Origin of the sequence: Halostagnicola sp. A-GB9-2 (genome assembly GCF_030068615.1) — an archaeon.
GTDB lineage: Archaea > Halobacteriota > Halobacteria > Halobacteriales > Natrialbaceae > Halostagnicola.
In genome coordinates, this window is record NZ_JASJOC010000016.1 from 17,740 (window position 1) to 38,932 (window position 21,193).

17 protein-coding genes are annotated in these 21,193 nt (G+C 60.1%); 11 read left to right on the top strand and 6 right to left on the bottom strand.

Annotated elements, in window-relative coordinates; genetic code table 11:
* Nucleotides 1-33 precede the first annotated feature (33 nt).
* Nucleotides 34-1,824 carry a hypothetical protein gene (locus QNM96_RS21050; protein WP_283838774.1) on the bottom strand — a complete coding sequence of 597 codons (1,791 nt, stop codon included), beginning with the start codon at nt 1,822-1,824 and terminating at the stop codon, nt 34-36.
* A 593-nt stretch (nt 1,825-2,417) separates the two neighbouring features.
* Between QNM96_RS21050 and QNM96_RS21055 the strand changes: the two genes are divergently transcribed.
* Nucleotides 2,418-3,731, top strand: coding sequence for a hypothetical protein (locus QNM96_RS21055; protein WP_283838775.1), 1,314 nt, complete (start codon nt 2,418-2,420; stop codon nt 3,729-3,731).
* 278 nt (nt 3,732-4,009) lie between these two features.
* Here the strand turns inward: QNM96_RS21055 and QNM96_RS21060 are convergent, their stop codons facing one another.
* The gene (locus QNM96_RS21060) at nt 4,010-4,456 is read right to left on the bottom strand and encodes a helix-turn-helix domain-containing protein (protein ID WP_283838776.1); all 447 of its coding nucleotides are present in this window, start codon (nt 4,454-4,456) and stop codon (nt 4,010-4,012) included.
* A gap of 128 nt (nt 4,457-4,584) precedes the next feature.
* On the opposite strand from QNM96_RS21060, the gene QNM96_RS21065 reads away from it, so the two are divergent.
* Nucleotides 4,585-5,187, top strand: a complete 603-nt coding sequence (locus QNM96_RS21065; protein WP_283838777.1) for a hypothetical protein — start codon at nt 4,585-4,587, stop codon at nt 5,185-5,187.
* 102 nt (nt 5,188-5,289) lie between these two features.
* Here QNM96_RS21065 and QNM96_RS21070 read toward each other — a convergent pair whose 3' ends face one another.
* On the bottom strand, nt 5,290-6,879 hold the full coding sequence (locus QNM96_RS21070) for an alkaline phosphatase family protein (protein WP_283838778.1): 1,590 nt from the start codon (nt 6,877-6,879) through the stop codon (nt 5,290-5,292).
* Nucleotides 6,880-7,162: 283 nt separating this feature from the next.
* Here QNM96_RS21070 and QNM96_RS21075 point away from each other — a divergent pair, with 283 nt between their 5' ends.
* The 9 genes from QNM96_RS21075 to QNM96_RS21115 all read left to right on the top strand — a co-directional run bounded on the left by QNM96_RS21075 (nt 7,163) and on the right by QNM96_RS21115 (nt 16,557).
* Nucleotides 7,163-8,098 carry a polysaccharide deacetylase family protein gene (locus QNM96_RS21075; RefSeq protein WP_283838779.1) on the top strand — a complete coding sequence of 312 codons (936 nt, stop codon included), beginning with the start codon at nt 7,163-7,165 and terminating at the stop codon, nt 8,096-8,098.
* 290 nt (nt 8,099-8,388) lie between these two features.
* A complete protein-coding gene (locus QNM96_RS21080) occupies nt 8,389-9,489 on the top strand; it encodes a Gfo/Idh/MocA family oxidoreductase (RefSeq protein WP_283838780.1) in 1,101 nt (366 codons plus the stop codon).
* Nucleotides 9,486-10,508: a DUF362 domain-containing protein gene (locus QNM96_RS21085; protein WP_283838781.1), complete on the top strand. Its 1,023-nt coding sequence runs from the start codon at nt 9,486-9,488 to the stop codon at nt 10,506-10,508. Before QNM96_RS21080 ends, QNM96_RS21085 begins: the two co-directional genes overlap by 4 nt.
* Nucleotides 10,505-11,473 carry an NAD-dependent epimerase/dehydratase family protein gene (locus QNM96_RS21090; RefSeq protein WP_283838782.1) on the top strand — a complete coding sequence of 323 codons (969 nt, stop codon included), beginning with the start codon at nt 10,505-10,507 and terminating at the stop codon, nt 11,471-11,473. The genes QNM96_RS21085 and QNM96_RS21090 overlap by 4 nt, the downstream gene beginning before the upstream one ends.
* 221 nt (nt 11,474-11,694) lie before the next feature.
* A complete protein-coding gene (locus QNM96_RS21095) occupies nt 11,695-13,020 on the top strand; it encodes a citrate:proton symporter (RefSeq protein WP_283838783.1) in 1,326 nt (441 codons plus the stop codon).
* A gap of 341 nt (nt 13,021-13,361) precedes the next feature.
* Nucleotides 13,362-14,264, top strand: a complete 903-nt coding sequence (locus QNM96_RS21100) for a carboxyltransferase domain-containing protein (protein ID WP_283838784.1) — start codon at nt 13,362-13,364, stop codon at nt 14,262-14,264.
* Entirely contained in the window at nt 14,261-15,265 is a 1,005-nt protein-coding gene (locus QNM96_RS21105; RefSeq protein ID WP_283838785.1) for a biotin-dependent carboxyltransferase family protein, read from the top strand. Before QNM96_RS21100 ends, QNM96_RS21105 begins: the two co-directional genes overlap by 4 nt.
* A gap of 81 nt (nt 15,266-15,346) precedes the next feature.
* Complete coding sequence (locus tag QNM96_RS21110; RefSeq protein ID WP_283838786.1) at nt 15,347-15,589, top strand: acetyl-CoA carboxylase; 243 nt, start codon at nt 15,347-15,349, stop codon at nt 15,587-15,589.
* 206 nt (nt 15,590-15,795) lie between these two features.
* Nucleotides 15,796-16,557 (top strand): 5-oxoprolinase subunit PxpA, encoded by a 762-nt coding sequence (locus tag QNM96_RS21115; RefSeq protein WP_283838787.1) that lies wholly within the window; start codon nt 15,796-15,798, stop codon nt 16,555-16,557.
* A gap of 68 nt (nt 16,558-16,625) precedes the next feature.
* On the opposite strand, the gene QNM96_RS21120 is transcribed toward QNM96_RS21115, so the two are convergent.
* The 3 genes from QNM96_RS21120 to QNM96_RS21130 form a co-directional block, all read right to left on the bottom strand.
* Entirely contained in the window at nt 16,626-17,969 is a 1,344-nt protein-coding gene (locus tag QNM96_RS21120; protein WP_283838788.1) for an acetyl-CoA carboxylase biotin carboxylase subunit, read from the bottom strand.
* A 240-nt stretch (nt 17,970-18,209) separates the two neighbouring features.
* Nucleotides 18,210-19,475, bottom strand: coding sequence for a sulfite oxidase (locus tag QNM96_RS21125; RefSeq protein ID WP_283838789.1), 1,266 nt, complete (start codon nt 19,473-19,475; stop codon nt 18,210-18,212).
* Nucleotides 19,476-19,641: 166 nt separating this feature from the next.
* On the bottom strand, nt 19,642-21,033 hold the full coding sequence (locus QNM96_RS21130; RefSeq protein ID WP_283838790.1) for an FAD-binding oxidoreductase: 1,392 nt from the start codon (nt 21,031-21,033) through the stop codon (nt 19,642-19,644).
* Nucleotides 21,034-21,193 lie beyond the last annotated feature (160 nt).

Genomic DNA, 21,193 nt, shown 5'->3' on the forward strand with positions numbered 1-21,193 from the left:
CACGCGTTTCGTGAACCGTCGCCGAGTACGGTATCATTCCTCGTCTGCAGTGATAGCATACATCCTGAACTCGTCGTTGGAAATGACCTTGTTCGCGTTCGGTTCCTCGTCGACTCCTTCGAGTGCCGCCTCGCTGTGATGAAGCTCTTGGTACACCTCGAGCTCCCGCGTCGTGTCGTACTCGGACACGACGAAGTAGTAGTCGTGGCCGTCGTAGGCCCCGCTGTAGTTCCCGCTTTCGAACTCGGTCGCGTTGACAGCCCCGCTTTCGTACGGCGTCGTGGCGACGCTTTCCACTTCGATACCGTTGATTCCGTGATCGAACCGGAACGGGTCCGCTCCGTAGCCGACGTGGGGTCGTTCCTCGACTGCGTGTTCGTAACTCGACTCGTACCCGTTCAGGTGTTGATCGGTCACGTGCTGGTTCGGCTGATAGATGATCGGCGAGGCGTAGACCGTCATCAACCCGAGGATCAGAAACGCCGCGAGCATCGTCGCGACGATCGCGTTCGCGCCCGGTGTCGTGATCACCTTCGAGAGCCCCGCCGTCGCGTGTGCGATCGCGATCCCCGACAATATCGTAAGGACGACGAAAATAAATCCAACCTGTCTGAACGCCATCGTCGGCGTTCCGACGAAGTAGACCAGGAACATCCCGCCGAGCGGGATCAACGCGAGCCCAAAGTACGTACAGAACGCCTTCGTTTCGAGGTCGATGTTCGACCATCCGAGCCAGATAACCACCAGGAAAACCGCGACGATCAGGCCGATGATTGCCGCCTCGAGGAACATTTTGACGAACAGTTCGGCGAGACTTCCCCCGAGCTCCGTCAGGGAAGACCCTCGTTGGTCGACTTCAGCGCTCGCGCCGATGTCGTCGGCGAAAATCCCATAAACCAACGAGGAAAACGAGTCCCGAAATCGCTCGTTACTGATCGCCCAGATACCGACGAGCGCCCCCAGTACGGTCGAGTGGACGTACGTCGTCGAATGATGGACCATCGGATGTTCTTCGAACCGCCACCGCGCGAGATACTGGACCGCACTGATCGACCCGAGCAGGACGACGACGGCGACCATCTGTTGTGGGTGAACGAACAACAGCGCGAGACTGGTGAACACGATGAGCACGCTGAACGGTGAGAGTCCGAGCGGGAGCCGCTCGATGTCGCTTCCTCGTTTGAGATAGGCGACGAACGCGAAGATCACGACCGGAACGAGAAACAACGCGTTCGAGTTCGTGTGTGCGCCCATGTGCGTCGCGACGTTGTTGATCGGGAGGATCATCCACGAGATGATGGCAGCGATACCGACCGCAAGCGCGCTTCCGGAGAGCTCGCGGACTGTAAGCGGAATAAAAATCACGAACGGAACGAAGAAAACGATGATCATCAAGAGCACGGATCGCTCGAGGGGGACGCCGCCGACGAAGTGGATGGCAGACGCGATCGAGTGCAATCCGGGATAGAACAGTTCGTGGGGGAGGAGATCCCCGCGGACGATGTCTCGAGTCCAGCCGAGGTGAGAGAGCGCGTCACCCACGCCCGCGAATCGGTAGTTTCTGATGAACGGGAGGCTGACGATCGTCGTGACCGCACACGCTCCGAGACCGATCGCGATCGCCTGGTACCGGCCCCGGCACGTCAGCGTCGTACTCACCGCGATCGCGAGGCCGATCGCCACGCCGATCCAGGTCGCTGTCGGCGATGCCATATACACGGACGATTCGTAGCCCGTGGCGGGATTTGCCCGCGCGATGAGGATAGCGGCGGCAACGGCAAAATAGCCGACTGCGAGGACGACGTCGAGTGCGACCCGTTTCATTGCCGATCGCCCGGTTCAAATCGATGTCTCCGTACCATTTCGATAGCCATTCTTGAAGACTCGAGTACGGATGACTGGTTTGTTATAGGGTTCATACCCGGTGATCATCCGACCGAGCGAACTGTCTCAGTTCACGAACGATCCGCCGAGAACACGAGTATCGCGTTTCAAACCGCTCTCGATCGGTGCCAGACTCGTGTCGATTTCTCTCCCACATCGTGAGGGTTTCTGCCCCACGTCGTGAGAGGTTTCTCCCCCACGCAAGCCCAGTTATACCAAATATTAGAACTCAACCGGAGGCTCAATCAGGTTTGTTCGACTGGGAAGCGCCTGCTCACGTTCCGAATCCGAACCGTTTTTTCACCGAAACTCCCATTTTCCCATCGGTCGAGTTCGGGTACCAACGATCGTTCTTTCAGCACCCGAAGACTGTAGTATTCCGTTGAATCAGTTGTACGCCGCCCCATCGATTACTACGATCGGACTTCAAGTTTTGCGATCAATCAACGATTCTCTCGGTTTTTGTATCGGTTCGTGGTTGATCCGCTCGAATCGAACTGCGATCGTCCGTACACACCACGCTCCCTCAACACATGTCATCCATCATCATCGACTCGGTTACCGCAGACGACAGCACGCTCGAGTCCGAGATCCGCCCGTCGTCCGATCTCGAGCGCTTTTTTACCGGAGACCCGTTTCGAACGACCTACGACGTTCCTGTCGGGAACGTCCCCGAGGGCGTTCTCGCGATTCCCGTTCTCGCACACGTCTGTCCCGTTGCGTGGGCACAGGGGGCCGACGTCTACGTCGACGAGGTCGACGCCTCTTTCGCCCGCGCGCTAGAGGACGTCAAAGCCTCGTTGCTCTCGATGTACGACTTTCTCGAGGGCGGAACGCTCTACGCGCGCAACACGGTCGACATCGCTCCACAGGCGGGCGGCGAGTCCGGATTGCTGTTTACGGGCGGCGTCGATTCGACGTCCTCGTACGTCCGCCACCGAACGGAGGAACCGACGTTGATCAGCGTCAGGGGCTGGACAATTACGCCCGACGAAAGCGACGACGAAGACTGGGATCACCTCCGGTCGCGAGTCAGGAACTTCGCGGACGAACGCGGTCTCGAGACCGCCTTCGTCGAGTCGAACATGCTTTCGGCGCTCGACCATCCGATGTTGTTGGCTCACTACAAACGCCACGTCGACGGCGCGTGGTACAGCTCCGTCGGCCACGGCCTCGGGTTACTCGGACTCTGTGCGCCGATGGCTCACGCGCGCGGGATTGAAGATTTGTATATGGCCGCAACGCACTGGGACGGAATCGACCTCGAGTGGGGCTCTCGGCCGGATATCGACGACTACGTCCGGTGGACGGGAACCCGGTGTCACCACGACTGCTACGATATCACCCGCCAGGAGCGACTCGAGTTGATCGCCTCCTACGTCGAGGACCGTCGTTCCGACCCGGACGCCTCTCGGCTCGAGTTACAGACCTGCAACGTACGGATGGACGGGAACTGCGGGGAATGCGAAAAGTGCTATCGGACTGCGGTCGGACTCCGGCTGGCGGGACTGGAGCCGTCCGCCCACGGCTATCCGTTCGAGCACGACGACTACCACGAAATTCGGTCATCGTTCGAAAACGGCGACTGGATACTGGGACTCGACGAACGATACATGTGGGAGGATATCCAGCACACTGTTCGCAAAACCGAGCCCTCGAGCCCCTCTGAACGGGCGTTCTTCGAGTGGCTCTCGAGTGCCGACCTCGACGCGCTGGTCGCGGAGTCGGGGTCCCCGCTCCACCATCGACTGCTTCGGGCCGGCGCTCGCAATGCCCCGAACAGGGTTTATAATACGGTCTATCCCGTTTGGAACGCGGCGAAGGCGGGTGCTCGGCGCGTGCAGTGAGCCGGGCGTCGTCTCTGAACTGTATTTCCCGACCACCACAGGCGGTGATCAGTTGGGCCTTCTTCCGGTAAGTACAGTACGAGGACTCCCCGCTGTCGCATCCGTGCTCGCTCCGCGCGTACGGTTCACCGACGCGAGGCCGAAGGCCGAGCTGTCGGCCTTTTTTCATCGAATTTTTTGCGCCTCGGCGCAAAAAATTCGGTTGGCATCTCTCGCGTCCGGTACTTCTCGAAATGAGCCTTCAGCGCCGCTCGACTCGAGCCGCCCAGATCGCGCTCTTACTCCTCGTACTTGTCGCTGATCGTCGCTTCCTCGGCCGCCAACTTTTCGACTCCGGCTTTGACTCCGTGGGTGAGAACCGTCTCGCCGAGGTCCGTGAGTGCATAATAGGAGTACGGATCTTCGGTTCCCGTGTTCGGGTCCCGGCGATTTCGGATCAGAGCGGTCCGCTTGAGCTTTCGGAGATGGTAGTGAAGCTCGTTGCCGTCGCGATCGAGGGCCTCGGAGAGTTCGCCGGCGCTGAGGCGTTCTTCCTCGCTCAGTGCACAGAGGATGCTAAAGGCCGGTTCGGACGACGCGACATCGTACATCTCGAGGTACTCCTCGAGGGTGAAGAGACTGTCTTCGGGGAGGTCGACGCCGAGGAGTGAGTTCGTCTCGTGGCTCCCGCCGTCTTGGTCCCGAAGGACCCCGCCGTCGGCTCGCGTATCGCGTTGATTGGTCATGGTGGTGATCGAGGTTGTGGTAGTCGTCTATCTGTCGGTACGGTCCCAACCGTATTAAAAATATTTACCCCGGTGGAGGTGGACCGCATACTGAGGTTTATATTCGCCGGATCGAATAATAGGTCAATATGCGTGACCGTCTGCTCGAGGCTCTCGACGAGAGCGAGTACCTCACCCACGAGGCGAGCAAGCGTGGGTTTCTCGTCTACCTGATGGGGCCGTACAAATCCTATCCACCCTACGAAACTCCCAACCCTGAAGAGGCGGCCGTCGCGACGACTCGACCGACGCTCGACGAAATCGACCATCGGATCCGGGAGGGCCGACTCGATTTGGCTGTCGACGAGGCGCTCGCGTTGTTAGTCCAAATCAGGAGAGACCTACGGAAGAATACGGGCGTGAACGCGTTTCTTGCGACCGATCCACAGATCCCGTTGCACGAAATGGACGCGGCGACACAGAGCATCCACTACACCGAGGCCGCAGTCGCGACCGTCTTCGTCGCCCCAGCAATGGGTGATACCCTCGGCGTCGGTATCGAAATCGGATCCGTCTGCGAACATTTCGACGACCCGAAACGCCTCAGTGACGTCGCGTTTTTCGGGGAAGCGAACGTCGAGAGTTCGATGATCGATGCCGTCTCGAGTCGGTGGCACGTGACGACCGACGACTTTCGCAGCTACGACGATCTCTTCCGCGCTGTTCGCGCACACCTCCGCGCCGTCGCATGATACCGCCTGTTGGGCAGTTACCGTCGTTCCGTCGCCGTTCGAGAACTCGAGACGTGATCGCCGCCTTCGTTCGCGTGTAAAGCGCTGGCCCTCCACGCCGTGTTATTCCATGTATCCCAGCCCTTTGAGACGATCTTCGACGTCGGTGAAGTCGTCGTCGACCGCTTCGTCGTCGCTCGAGCGCGTGAGGTCCGTGCGCTGGACCTTGGTTCGAGATGCGGGTGCGTCCTCGCGGAACGCGTCGAAGAGGACCCGGCCGTCCGCGTTCGCCGGAACGGGTTCTCCGATGCCGTGGAGGAGCGTCGGTGCGACATCGACGACGCGCGCGCCTCGGAGCTCGGCTCCCGGGTCGATCGACGGCCCGCGACAGAGTACGATTCCCGTGCTTCGGTGGCTCGCCGCTGTCACGCCGGTGTCGCCGAACGGTTTGTCGGCGATCGAGTTTCGCGATTCGTAGCCGTCTTTTCCGTTGACGATAAAGTTCGGCGACTTCGGATCGTTCGGGAACAGGTCGTCGCCATCGAAGACCCGCAGTATCTGTTCGTCGTCTTCGTTCGTGACCGATTCGAACAGGTCCATCAGCTCTGCTTTCAACGCCGGGACGTCCGCCGGATCGACCGTTCCCTTTTCGAATCGTCTGGTGTCGTTGATGTAGCAGTTTCCGGCGTCGTGAACGAACGCGATCGTTCGTTCGTAATCGACGTCGTACAGCGCGTGTTCTCCCGGAATCTGCTCTGCGACGGAGTCGACCAGGGTTCGCGGAAGGGTCTGGATGAGCATCTCCTCGGAGATGCCGACCCGATTGAGCGCCTGCTTGACGTTGCTTCGCGAGATTCCCAGACTCGCGAGTGCACCTCTGGTCCCCTCGTCCTCCCGCCTGAACAGGTACCCTTCCTGTTCGAGGAAGTGGTTGACGTAGACGAGTTGGTCGATCTTTCCGAACCCGTGATCGGAGACGACATAGAGATCCGCGTCGTGTTCGTCCGTGTAGGTCATCACTTCCCCGAGCATGTCGTCGAGTTTCTTGTAGTGCTCGAGGAGCAGATCCATGTCCCAGACGAGGTGCTGGAACCGATCGGGCGCGGTGTAGACGAAAAAGAACAGCTGCCAGTCCTCGGCGTGTTCCATCTGCAGTCGCATGAGATTCCGCCGTTTGTCGAGGATGTCGTTGACAGCGGCCTCGAACTCGTCGAGGCGGTCGGCGTACTCCGGATAATTGAGGCTGATTTCGTAGCCGGGGATGCGGTTTTTGATCTCTGCCCCTAACTCCGGTGGATGCGTGAAATCGCTCTCCGTCGAGGGAGTCATCATTCCCGTGACCATCGTGCCGTCGATATCGCTTGCGGGGTAGGTCAGGGGAACGTTACCGACGTGGGCCGGCGAGAGTTGCTCCCAGAGGGGCGGCTGTTTGCAGTCTCGACTCGTATACATTTCGTGAGAATACTCCCTGGAGAGGTTCTGAAATCCGTAGATACCGTGTTTATCCGGCCAGACACCCGTTGCGATCGATGGCCAGGCAAGCGGCGTCGTCGGGGGACGCGTGCTCTCGAGCGTTCCCGCTGCACCCTCCTCTCGCATTCTGGCGAAGTTAGGTAGCTCACCGTCGTCTGTCCATCGTTCGATGAGTCTCCACGGTACGCCGTCGAGACCGAGTACGAATGCTCGCTGAGATGTCGGAGTATGTCCGCTCATGATTGATGAATGAGGCGTCACTGACGCCCGCTGTGGATGTGGTGGCGAGACGACCGTTTTGTTATGTGTAGGTTGCACGGAGAAATGCCGACGAACGCGTGATAATTCAGCGACTGAACTGGTCTCACCGTGGCGAGTATCGGCGCGTAATCCGATCGTCACGTTCGTGATGTTCTCCAACTAAACCGTGACGTTCCCCGCTTGAAACAGGTCAACAACAGGATATCCATAACAATACCACTCGGAGGGAACTCACACCTATGAACGTTGGTTGGTGGAGTGAATGGGAAGCGTCGTAATTTCTCTCGATGCCGAACTCGGCTGGGGATTCCACGATCTGGATTCGCCACCGGAACACCGGGTCGAGGCCGGTCGACGAGGCTGGCAAGCGATGCTCGATTTGCTCGAAGAGTACGACGTGCCCGCAACCTGGGCCGTCGTCGGCCATCTGATGCTCGAGTCCTGCGACGGCGAGCATGACGCACATCCTGCGCCATCGGGCTGGTTCGAACGCGAGCGGACGGAGTGGCGTGACCGACCCGATCTTCGGTTCGGACGCGATCTCGTGGAGCGAATCCTCGAGTCGGATGCCGATCACGAGTTTGCGAGCCACTCGTTTTCGCACGTGTTGTTCGGTGACCCCGAGACGTCTCGAACGCTCGCGAAAGCGGAAATTTCCCGGAGCGTCGAGATCGCAAACGAGTGGGGACAGTCAGTCGATTCGTTCATCTTCCCGCGAAACGACGTCGGTCACCGGGACGTACTGGCGGAGTACGGAATCACCGCCTACCGTGGTCGGTCACCGACCCCCGACGGAGCTCGCGGTGTCGTCGACTCGGTGTTCAAGGATGGCTCCCTGCTGGTGTACCCGTCGATCGACGAATACGGCCTCGTCAACGTTCCGGCGTCGATGTTCTGTTTCGGGTTTGAAGGATCGGCCAGAACGATCGCGGAGTCCGTCTGGGCGGACCCGATGGTTGTGGAGGCTCGACAGGGGATCGACGAGGCGGCCAGAGAGGATGGCGTGTTCCACCTGTGGTTGCATCCCAACAATCTCACGCACGAACGAGACGACCGTCGGATGCGTGCCATTCTCGAGTACATAGACCGACGGCGTCGCGAGACCGACCTGTCCGTTGAAACGATGGGTGATGTTGCCCGCCGTTTTCGTGACTCAGCGCCGACCGCAGAGCCCAGTCCTGCCGCGTACTCGCGGTAAGGGATACCAGCGTATCGACCCCAATACTGATTTTCGGACCATTCCCACGCGTACTATACTACCGGCTGTCCGTCGCTCCTACCGGCTGTCCGTCGCTCACAATTCTCGTCGCCCCGGAGGTGCGAGAATCTTCACATCGTTACAGCTGGTAGTATATCCCTGCGTACAGCTCTTCGACGGTTTTCGGAGACTCGGGCTCCCGCTCATCACCTCGAAACCACTCCCTACGGGTTGTCGACGAACGGTAAGCCAGCGATAACAAAGCCTGCAGACGGTCCGGTTTCGAGAAGATGCGCTCTTTCATCCGCCGTCGACTGTCGCGCTCCGATTCGGTACGGATCGGAGTTCTGGGAGTCGGCAACATCGGCAGTGTACACCTCAAATCGGCGCTCGCGATGCCGGGCGTCGACGTCGTCGCCGCGGCTGATACGGTTCCGAAGAATCGCGACCGGGCAGACAGCGCGGGCGTTACCCGCGTGTACGACGACTACGTGACGTTACTCGAGTCGGAAACGCTCGATGTCGCGATCGTCGCGTTGCCCCCGTTTCTCCACTGCGACGCCGTCGAAGTGGCCGCAGAAACCGGCGTTGATGTTTTCGTTGAAAAACCGTTTGCCCGGTCGACGGCCGAAGCCGACGAGATGCTCGAGGCGGCGTCCGAGGCCGGAATCCGCGTCGGCGTCGATCACACGCTTCGCTACCAGCCGGATCTTACCGGGCTCAAAGGGGCCTACGAGGACGGCACGGTGGGCCACGTTCCCCACGCCTCGATGGTTCGGGTGAACGACGGTCCGCTGGGTCGACCGCCGGTCGAGGATGCACCCCCGGCCTGGCCGCTCGACCCCGACGCGACCGGCGGCGGCTCGCTGATGGAACTCGGCGTTCACTGTTTCGACTACCTGGAGTGGACGTTCGGTCCGCTCGAGATTCGGGATGCGATGATCGATACGACCCTCGAGGTGCCGGTCGAGGACGCAGCGACGGTCCTCATGGAAGCCCGAGAGACGGGAACCGCGGTTACGCTCCACTGTGGTTCCTACCAGTGGGAGGAGCTTCCGGAGGTGAACACCAACGTCCGCCTCGAGGGTATTACAGGCACAATCGAGAGCGAGGAGTATCTCCCGACGAATTTCTACGGGAGCGCCGCCCTCTCGGCCCTTTCGAACGTCGCGAGTCGGTTTACCGGCGGCGATCCGGCCGTTTACGGACCGACGTTCTACCTTCAGGCGCACTACGATGCGCTCTTCGATTTCGTGGACTCGATTCGCGCGGACGAGACGCCGCCCGTAACCGGTGAAGACGGTCGACGGACGCTCGAACTGGTCGAGACGGCCTACGAACTCGCGGACGAAGATTGCGCCGAAGCCGACGCCCTCGAGGTGGTTTCATGAATGACGATCGATCGCTGTCGGTTTCCAGCGTCTCCGTTCCGCGCGCGAATTCCAAGGGGCAACTGGCGGCACGCGAATCGGCTCTCGAGGTGACGACCGAACGGTCTCAGGCGGGCGGGAACAACTGGACGCCCGCGATCGACGCGCGAATGGCCCGACTCGAGGGGCCCGTTCGAGAACTGATCGGATCGGTGCCGGATCCGTTCGCCGACGCCGCCGAGATAACTCTCTTGCCCGACGTCCACTATCCATTTCATCCCTCGACGGGGATGGTAACAGATCCGGCGGTCGTCGGCGCGGTCGCGGGCTATCTCGGGAACGAGACGTCGGCTGACCTCGTCGTCGCCGGCTCGAGCACCGAATCGATGGACCTCGATCGGACGACCGACTATCTCGGATATCCGGCGCTCGAGGAACGCTTCGACTGTCGACTTCGGGATCTTTCCTCGGATCGGGATTCTCGAGTCACCGTTTCGCTTTCCGATAGCGAGGCTCCGGTCGAACTCTCGATCCCGGACTTGTTGCTCGAGAACCCTGTCGTCGTCGTTCCGACGCTTCGCCCGACCGAAGCGGGGCCGATTGCGGGGGCGATGCGAACGCTCGGTCGACACGTCGAACCCGGCGTCGAGGGCCGCGGGCTGTCGGATGACCGCCGTGCTCGTGCGGCGACGAACGCGGTCGAACCCGAACTATCGATCCTCGACGCGACGACCGTGTTCGCCGGCGAGGCGTTCGCCGCGGAAACCTTGTTCGCGGGCGACCCACTCGGCGTGGACACAGCCGGAACGACACTGCTCGGACGGGACGTTAACGATGACGCTGTGCTATCGACCGAACTCGGGCCGGGTCAGACATCGATTCAGGTCTCGGGGTGTGACTTCGATGCCCTTCGAGATCGCGTTCCGTCCGGCGATCTGCCGCCGCGGACGACGACCCATCCCGCAGTCTCGATCGCGTACGGGCTGTACGCGAAGGTCAGCGGGGACGCCGTTCCGCCCCAACTCGAGGTGGACCGATGACGAAGACGGCCGCCGTCACCGGTGCGACGGGCTTTCTCGGGTCACACCTCTGCGAACGATTGCTCGCCGACGGGTGGACGGTTCGCGGGCTCTCTCGCCCGACGTCGGATCGGGGCGACCTCGAGGGTCCCGTCGAGTGGTACGTCGGCGATCTGTTCGACGACGCGACGCTTCGATCGCTCGTCGACGAAACGGACGCGGTCTTCCACCTGGCCGGCATCGGCCTCTGGAGCGGCGACGCGGAGACAGTCGAGCGCGTCAACGCGGACGGAACGAAACGGCTCATCGATGCGTGTCAGCATTCGGAGACGGATGCCGGCAAACTCGTGTTTACGAGCACGGCGGGAACAAGGCGACCGCCCGTCGAGGGTGAGGTCGCGGACGAAACCGACTACGCCGCGCCGGTGGGTGCCTACCAGTCCTCGAAAGCCGAGGCGGAGGTGCTCGTCGACAACTACGCGAGCACCGCGGGAGAGGCCGTCACCGTCCACCCGACATCGATTTTCGGCCCCGGAGACGAGACGTTCACCGCCCAGTTACTCGCGATGGCGACCGATCCCACGATGTTCGTCTATCTCCCCGGCGGATTGAGCATCGTCGGCGTGGCGGACGTCGTCGACGGCATACTGGCCGCCTACGAACGCGGCGAAAACGGCGGGCACTACATCCTCGGCGGCGAAAACCTCACGCTCGAGCAGGCTATCTCTCGAATCGCTCACTGTACGGGCGGTCATCGTGCACCCATCGAGGTCCCCTCGACGGCGATTCATGCCGCCGGACCCGTCGCCGAAACAGTCGGGGCCGTCTCCGGATTTCGAGTGTTCCCGTTCGACCGGGATATGGCCAAGTTGGCGACCAAGCGGCTCTACTACACCTCGAGAAAGGCACACGACGAACTCGGGTATACCTACGATCCGCTCGAGGAGCACGTCCCCGACGCGATGGCGTGGTACCGTTCGCTGTAAGTGAGTCATTTATAAACCGAACGTGAGTTGTCCGAAGTTTGTTCTAAGAACCATGGGCACCGTTCTTTAAATCACAAGTCTTGTTCACTCGCGAGTCCGTTCTCTCCGGAATTCATTCGACACTCGACGAATTTCGATTCGGCAAACGTTTCCGAAACCAATTTGGGCATATGCTTGATTGAATCCTGCGTTTTTTATACTGATAATTGGAATCCGAGCATATGCTAGGATCTGGCTTACCGCTGGGTATTATCGGGTACGGAGCAATCTTTCTCATCCTGTTTCTTGTCATACGAAAAAGACTATACGTCATTCCGACACTAATTATCGTTCCGGTCGTTGCCGCGATAGTTGCCGGCTTTTCGTTTAACGAGATCGCGGAGTTCGCCGAAGAGGGGCTCCAGGGGATCGTCGGCATCACCGCGATGTTCGCGTTCGCCGTCTGGTACTTTAGCATCATGCGCGACAGCGGCCTGTTCGATCCGTTCGTTTCCAGAATCGTGAGCAGTATTATCAGTAAACCAGCGTTGCTCACGGTCGGTACCGTCGCCCTTGCGATGGTCACGCACTTAGACGGTGCCGGCGCGACGACGATGCTCGTGACGATTCCGGCGATGTTGCCGCTGTACGACGCGCTCGACGTCGATCGAAAAATACTCGCCGCACTGGTCGCGCTTACGGCTGGGACGATGAACATGGTGCCCTGGGGCGGACAGGTTGTCCGCGGCGTCGCTGCGATTGACCCGGCGACGATTTCAAACGTGTTCAACCCGATGATTCCCGCACAGGCCGCCGGACTGTTATCCGTTTTCGCGATCAGCGCCTTCTACGGTCGAAAGATTCGACAGGACATAGACGCCGTCACCGCCTTCGAGGGCGTTGACGAACAGTCGCTCATCGACGAAGCGATCGACGACCGCAAAGTCGAGATGGATCGAACGTGGATCTTCAACTTCCTCCTCACAGTGGTCGTTCTCGGTGCGCTGATCAGAGGGATTACGTCGCCGGAAGTCGCGTTCATGATCGGCGTCGTCCTTGCGCTCATCGTCAACGTGCCCGATTACGAGAAACAAAAAGAGGTCCTCGAGTCCTACGCACCCGACGTGATGACGTACGTCGGCATTCTGTTCTCTGCCGGTGTTCTCATTGGCGTTCTCGAGGAGAGCGGTATGGTCGACGAGATGGCGAACATCATGGTGTACCTGATTCCGGACATGCTCGGCTCGCAACTCCCGGTCGTCATCGCAGTGTTGTCGCTTCCCGCCCGACTCCTGTTCAGTCCGGATGCGTTCTACTTCGGCGTCTTGCCGGTCCTCTCGGAAACGGCCGCCGCGTACGGACATGATCCCGTTTCGGTCGTCCGCGCGTCGCTAGTCGGCCAGACCGTCGGCTTTCCTGTTTCGCCGTTCACCGGTGCCACGTATCTCCTCATCGGGTTAGCAGGCGTCGAACTCGGCGAGCACATCAAGTTTACGTTGCCGCTCATGGTGATTCCATCAGGCGTCATCCTCATCGTCGCGGTCCTCACAGGTGCGATTCCGATATAGGCTCCGCTAGTTTCGTTCTCGAGCCAACACGTCGGTTCTTGACGCATCCGTTCCGTAGCGGAGCAGACACCTTTGCCCCCGTTTGCGACATACCGTTGCCATACTGTCGTACGGTCCGCTGTTCCGATTTACCGGTGCAACCGCGACTGTCTTGGGTTGCACCGGAAACGATTGACAGCAATCCGTCTCAACCAATCCTCGCTTCTTTTCTCCCGTCGAGTAGCTGCTCCCAGGAATGTAACTCCAACGGGCGAAATTGTACTGGATTCGAAACAATATCCAAATCTTGATTTTAGACCAATATTTATTAATCAGTGTACGGTGAATTGTCATCCCACAGCATGGCAACCGAACAAATCACCCCTGTCGATCTTCCCGATCCCCGGTACGAGTACGGAGCCGATGATTTCGTGTTCGTCGAACTCGCGGAAGCGATGAGTTTCACCGCCAATTTCAAGGCGATGGCGATCACCCAGCAGGTCGCCGAGCGGGACATCGAGGGCGTCATCGAGAACTGCCCCGGCAACGCCTCGTACATGCTTCGGATCGATCCCGAAGTCATCCATCCGGACGGGTTGATCGAGCGGCTCAAATCGATCGAATCAGAGATCGATATCTCCGAGTACGAGTGGGAAACGCGCGTTATCGACGTCCCGGTGTTGTTCGAAGATCCGTGGACTCACGAGACGCTCATGGAGTTTCGGGACCGCCACCAGGATCCAGACGGAACCGACCTCGAGTACTCCGCGGAACTGAACGGCTTCGATTCCGTCGACGCGTTCCTCGAGGCGTTCGTCGGCGCACCGCACATGGTTACGATGGTCGGGTTCGTTCCCGGTCTTCCGTGGTGTTTCCAGATGGTGCCCCGGAGCGAGCAACTCGAGGTGCCGAAGTACGTCGAACCGCGAACCGACACGCCGAGTCGGGCGGTCGGGTTCGGCGGGGCCTTCTCGGTCATCTATCCCGTCCAGGGAGCCGGCGGCTACCAGCTGTACGGCCGGACGCCGGTCGAAGTCCTGGACGTCGATCAGGAGCTTCCGGATTTCGAAGAGTCGATCGTTTTCCCGAACCCCGGCGACATCCTGAACTACCGAGCCATCGACCGCGAGGAGTACGACGCGATCCGCGAGGAAGTCGAGACCGGAACGTACGAGTACACCTACGAACGGGTCGAGTTCTCCCCCGACGAGTTCTTCGACGCGCCCCACGAATACAATGACCGTCTCGTGGAGGTGATCGAATGATCGAGATCCACGAGGGCGGTATTTCGAGTACCGTCCAGGACCTCGGTCGATCCGGGAACTATCACATCGGGATGCCGCCGTCGGGGGCGATGGACTCCTACGCACACACCGTCGCCAACTACCTCGTCGGGAACGAGGCCGACGCGGCGACGATCGAGATGACCTATCAGGGAATCACGGCAACGGTTCGGGAGGACGCCGTCATCGCAGTTACGGGCGCGGATATGTCGCCGAGCGTCAACGGCGATCCGATCGGCATGTGGGAAACCGTCGCCGTCGAGGCGGGTGACGAACTCGCGATTTCCTTTGCGACCGACGGTGCTCGAGCCTACCTCGCTGTCGCGGGCGGGATCGATGTCCCGAACGTGATGGGCAGTCAGTCGACGTACACGCTCGTCGGAATCGGCGGCCACGAGGGACGGGGACTCGAGGACGGCGATCGGCTCGCGATCGGGAACGGTGACGGGGTCTCGAGCGCCGGCGGCGAAACCGCTTCACCCGAGGAACTGGTCGGCACTGAACTTGCTGAGGAGTACGTCCCCGATTACGCCGAGGAAGATTCCGTCCGAATCGTCCTCGGATTGACCGATTACCGGCTCACGGACGACGCGAAGGAAACCCTTTGTGACACCGAGTGGAAGGTGTCCCCGGAAGCCGACCGGACCGGCTACCGGCTCGAGGGGCCGGATATCGAGTTCAAAGAGCGCGAACAGCCTTTCGGTGCTGGCCCGAATCCGTCGAACGTAGTGGATCTGGGGTACCCGGTCGGCTCGATTCAGGTCCCCCAGAAGCCGATCGTTCTCATGCAGGATGCGGTGACGGGAGGCGGATACGCGACCGTCGGAACCGTCATCAGCGTCGACCGCGGACTGCTCGCACAGCGCCAAACGCATAAAACGGTCGCGTTCGATGCTGTCGACGTCGAAGCGGCTATTTCGGCGCGCGAACAACAGACTGAGCGACTCGAGGCGATCGAAGCCGAGATCGCGGGTGAACGGTGAACTGCACCGCACGACTCCGTTTGGACGATAACCGAAACGAAGAGCATAATTGGGACTAAATTCAATACGATACCAACGACAATGTCAGAGACCACCACTATCAACTCACCAATGCCGGGCGTCTTTTACCGACGGCCGGACCCGGACGAAGAACGGTTCGTCGAAGTAGGCGACCAGGTCGAGGAGGGCGAGAGGATCGGCCTCGTCGAAGTAATGAAGAACTTTCACGATATTGAGGCCCCCGAAGCGGGGACCGTCGTCGAGTTTCTCGTCGAGAACGAAGGCGAGATAGAGGCCGATCAGGCCATCGCCCGACTCGAGTAGTTATTGATTACTCGGCTCGAGCTCCCGTTGCTTGTCGAAGCGTTTTGTTCGAGGTCCAGAGCTGAGTTGCGTGATTTCCAACCCCAACCCGATTAATTATATATTGTGCAGACTTTTCGTCTGAGGGTAGATATGGTTCGAACTCTCCTCCTTTCGTTAGATAGATTGACGCAAGTTATATGGCCGTTTGCGTACGTGTAACGCGCATGGACTCGATCGACATCAACTGCGATATTGGCGAGAGCTTCGGAAATTGGCAGATGGGCAACGACGAACAGGTCATGCCCTACATCACGTCGGCGAATATCGCAGGCGGTTACCACGCGGGCGATCCCCACGTCATGCGAGAGACGGTCGAACTCGCCGCCGAGCACAACGTCGGGATCGGCGTCCATCCCGGACTGCCCGACAAGATGGGGTTCGGTCGACGGACGATGGACGCCAGCCCCGAGGAAGTCCGGGACTACGTCGTCTACCAACTCGGCGCGCTCACGGCGTTCGCACGCCGCCACGGCGCGACCGTCCAACACGTCAAACCCCACGGCGCGATGTATTCGATGCTCTCCGACAGCGAGGACCACGCCCGCGCCGTCATGGAGGGAATGCTCGAGGTCGACCCTGATCTCATCTACCTCGCGACCGATATGAACATCTACGAGGTCGCACAGGACGTAGACGGATTACGGGCAGTTTTCGAGGGCTACGTCGATATCGATTACCGCGAAGATCGATCCCTGATCGTCGAGAAGGAGGTCGGCGATCGGGATCCCGAACTCGTCGCCGAGCGGTTCGTCTCGATCGCAACTGAGGGGGTCGTCGAAGCTGTTACCGGCGAGGAGATATCCGTTCCAGCCGATAGCATCTGTATTCACGGTGACAACCCCAACGCCGTCGAAATCCTCGAGGAGATTCACGATCGAATCGACGAGCACGATATCGGACTCGCCTCGCTTCCCGACATTGTCTGAGGGGTTTTCGGACGGCAGTGAGCCGCTGGCGACGAATCTGTCGTCTGAGAATTCGTTCTCTCCCCGGTCTACTCTTTGATCAACTCTTTTTCGACGTACGTCGTCGAGTGCTCGTTCTCGAGAAAGCCCTCGTCCTCGAGTAGTTGCTGATGGAAGGGAATCGTCGTCGGAATACCCTCGATATCGGTCTCTGTGAGCGCCCGCTTGCCGCGAGCGATCACTTCGTCCCTGTCTTCGCCGGTGACGATCACCTTGCCGAACATCGAATCGTAGAACGGCGTGATCGAATCACCTACGTCGACGCCGTCGTCCACTCGAACCCCGATTCCGCGGGGCGGGTTGTACGTCGAAAGCGTTCCGGGAATGGGCGTGAAATCATTGTCCGGATCCTCGGCGTTGAGGCGAAACTCCATCGCGACACCGTGTCGTTCGACGTCGTCCTGGTCGAAGGAGAGCTCTTCACCGGCTGCGACGCGGAGCTGCCACTTGACGAGGTCGATCCCTGTCAGTTCCTCGCTGACGCCGTGTTCGACCTGGATTCGCGCGTTAACTTCGATGAAATAGAACTCGCCGTCGTCGTACAGAAACTCGACCGTCCCGGCGTTGACGTATCCCGCACTCGAGACCCCTCGACGGGCGGCTTCGCAGAGGTCTTCGCGAGTTTGGTCGTTGAGTACCGGTGCTGGGGCCTCCTCGACGAGTTTCTGCTGGCGTCGCTGGATGCTACAGTCGCGCTCGCCGAGGTGGCGAACGTTCCCGTGCTCGTCGGCGATGATCTGCACCTCGATGTGGCGCGGATTCTCGAGGAAACGCTCGAGGTAGACGTTCGGATTGTCGAAGTAGGCGTCCCCCTCGCGAACCGCCTCCTGCAGTTTGGATTCGATCTGGCCGGGTTCGTAGACGACCTTGAGACCGCGTCCGCCGCCGCCGCCGTCGGCTTTGATCGCGAGCGGGTAGCCGTGTTCTTCCCCGAACGCCTCGACCGCCGCCGGCTCGGTGACGGGCTCGGCCGTTCCCGGAACGACCGGCACGTTCGCCTGCTCCATGATCTTCCGCGCTTTCGTCTTCTCCCCGAAGTCGGCCATTGCCTCGCTTGGCGGGCCGATCCACTCGAAGTCGCTCGCTTCGACGTTCGCGGCGAACGATTCGTTTTCGGCCAGGAAACCGTAGCCGGGGTGGATCGCGTCGGCGTCGGCCTCGCGGGCAGCCTCGAGGAGCGATTCCTGATCGAGATAGCTGTCTTTCGCCTTCGACCCGCCGATATGATAGGCCTCATCCGCTACTCGAACGTGTTTTGCATCTTCGTCTGCGTCACTGTAAACGGCAACGGCCTCGACATCAAGCTCTTTGCAAGCGTGAATGATACGAACCGCGATCTCCTCGCGGTTCGCGATTAGAACCTTCTCGAACACAGTGTGATACAATGCGAACTATTGGAAGATAAAGCTAACTTATATTTCTCAATTGAATACGATCCATAAATTCAGGCATACTCTAGATAGTAAGCGTCACTGACTCGGTTTTTTTACTATCGGTTCTCCGGACGGGTTCGCCTCTACTAGCGTTTCGAGGTCGTTTCCGCTCCGATCCCGGTTCCCGTTGAACCCGACCGGGTCGTGACCTCGAGATGCCGGTGGTTGTCTCGAGGCGATTCATCCGGGTGACGATATTCCGTCCGCACGACGGATTTCAACCTCCACGGCGTTCGGCTCGTAGGCGTTCGCGGCGTACCCACCCTCGTTCCAGGGGAAATCGTCGTTCTCGAGCGCGTCGCGCCACGCGTCCGGTTCGGAAATCTTGGCCGGTTGTCGGCGGCCAAGTTCGTCCGTCGCACGCGACACCACCACATGAGTTCCCGGTTCGGCGTCCCAATCGAATCGGAATAACCGCCACGCGCGGGGGTAGTCGGGACCGAACAGTTCCGCGTCGTCCCACGACTCGCCGCCATCGGTCGAAATTTCGACGCCGCTAACCGCATCGTCGCCGGCCCAGGCGACGCCGCGAACGTCGACGGTGCCGTCGGCTGGCACCGTCACGGGTGCTTTCCCGTCGGGGATGCCAACTACCGACATGACGTTCGCGTCGAACGTGTACGGATGGTCGACCGCACCCTCAAGTTGCTCCCACGTATCGACGGTTTCGACGGTCTCGTTCGTCTCGGGCTCGACCCCCTCGGGATGGATGCGGTAGGACTCCTGTTGCCAGAACGCGTGTTCACCCGGTCGCTCGAGTGACCCTTCGGTCACCATCGAGTTCGTGATTCGAAGTTCTTCGACCCACTTTACGCTGTTGACGCCGTACCATCCCGGAACGATCAGGCGGATCGGGTAGCCGTGTTCCCGCGGGAGTTGCTCGCCGTTCATCTCGTACGCCAGGAGACAGTCCTCGAGCGCCTTCGCGAGCGGAATCGAACGCGCGAACACGTCGTCTCCGTCCGCCGGGTCTCCGCCGATAGCAGTCATCCACTTTTCGTCGGCTGATTCGACGCCGTGTTTGCGGAGAATCGAACTGATCGGGGTGCCGGTCCAGAAGGCGGTGGCCGCGGCTTCGAAGCCCCACTGAACGCTTCCAGTCTCGGGTCGATGCTGGCCGCGGCCGTTGCCTGCACATTCCATCGTATGCGCGACCGCGACCGTTGGAAACTCGTCTTCGATGTCGGACATCGAGATATCTCCCCCGATCTGACCGGTGAGAGAGACGATCCACGCGTCGCGGTCGATATCTGGGATGTCGTTCCGGTGACAAACGAAGTGCTCTTCGATCGGCGTCAACCAGTTCACGAAGGTGCGTCGCTCGGCTGCGCCGACGACAGTGTACTTGTCGGCCTCGTCGCGCGTCTCCCTCACGCCACCCGCTTTCGTCTCGACTATTGCGTCGATTTCGTCGCGCCGGCTTTCTCGAGGGCGTTCGATACCCATAGGATGTCCTCCACTCACACGGTCAAATAACGATCCCCCTGGGACGTCTCCCACCTCTGTTGGCGACGCGAGTGGCGGGGTCCTCTCGACAGAACCGCCTTCACGGCGAGAGGTCCGCCTCGTTTTTCCGGGTCCCCGAACCTGACGAACTGTTCTTCCAACCCGTTTACGTCGCTGGCTCGATGTTCTGGTTTACGTGGAAGAAGTTGTCCGGATCGTACTTCGCTTTGACTTTCTGTAGTCGTTCGTAATTGTCGCCGTAGGTAGCACGGATCCGATCCTGTCCTTCCTCCATCATGAAGTTGACGTACGAACCGCCTGCCGAGTGCTCGTGGAGCGCCTGCCAGTAGTTCCGAGCCCAGTCTTTCATCTCCTCGAAATTTGCCGGATCTGGGTCGACGCCCGCGATGACCATCGACCAGTTGGCGTCTCGGTAGTTCCAGGCGGTCTCGTCCTCGCCGACGCTGTGGACGGCACCGTCGACGGGATAGAGGTGCATCGTCGACTTTGCGGTTGGCACCTCGGCGAAGCGCTGATGTTCGACAATGGCCTCGTCGGTGAGTTCGTCTACGAAGTCCCCCTTCCAGTACCACTGGTCACCCGGTGGGTAGAGACCGTCGAACATGCTTTGGAGTGCCGGATAGGGCATCGGATCGACATGCTCGAACAGCGGCTCAGCGATGTCTCGTGCCGGTTGTAACACGTCCTCGATTTCGTCTCTCGGGCCCGTGTAACACCACATCAGGCCACAGACCTTCTCGCCGTGGATCTCTTCGGGGAAGGGATCACCCGGAACCTCGGCGGTGAGGTAGAACGCGTAGATATCTGCTGTCACTTCCGGGAGCCATTCGCGATACCAGCCCATTGTGGTCTCGAGTTCCTCGATCGGCCAGAACATCGGTCCGGCGACCACCGTCTCCACCGGATGTAACTGGAACTCGAACGAGGTCACCACGCCGAAGTTGCCGCCGCCGCCGCGGAGCGCCCAGAACAGGTCTTCGTTTTCGTCTTCGCTCGCACGAACCAGCCGTCCGTCGGCCAGCACCACGTCCGCGCTCAGCAGATTATCGATAGCTAAGCCGTATTGTCGTGATAGATAGCCGTGACCGCCGCCGAGGGTCAGGCCGCCGACGCCTGTCGTGGAGATGATTCCGCTGACGGTCGCCAGCCCGAAGGCGTGGGTTGCGTGGTCGACGTTACCCCACGTACATCCGGGTTCGACGCGGACGGTTTTCGCTTCGGGATCGACACGGATGCCCGTCATCTCGGACAGGTCGATGACGAGCCCGTCGTCGACGAGAGACAGTCCGGGACCGTTGTGACCACCGCTCCGGATCGACGTTTCGAGATCGTGTTCGCGCCCGAAATTCACCGCTTTGATCACGTCCGCGATGTCGCGACACTGCGCGATCAGCAGCGGGTGTTTGTCGATCATCGCGTTATAAATAGCACGCGTATCGTCGAACTCCTCGTCGTCCGGTTGTATCAGTTCTCCTCTATATGTTTGTTGTAATTGTTCGATCGCTTCGCTGACGTCGTCTTTTGCTGTCGTTGCCATGCTGTCTCCTCCGTTCCCGCGCTCTCGACACATCACAGACTGCTCTCCGTGTCACTGAGCGCTAGTCCGTCTACAACGCATGCAATGTTAATTGTTACCATATAACAAGGGGCCTGTGAGTCGCTCGGCGAACGGTTCGAGCGCGTGAAAATAGGTCACT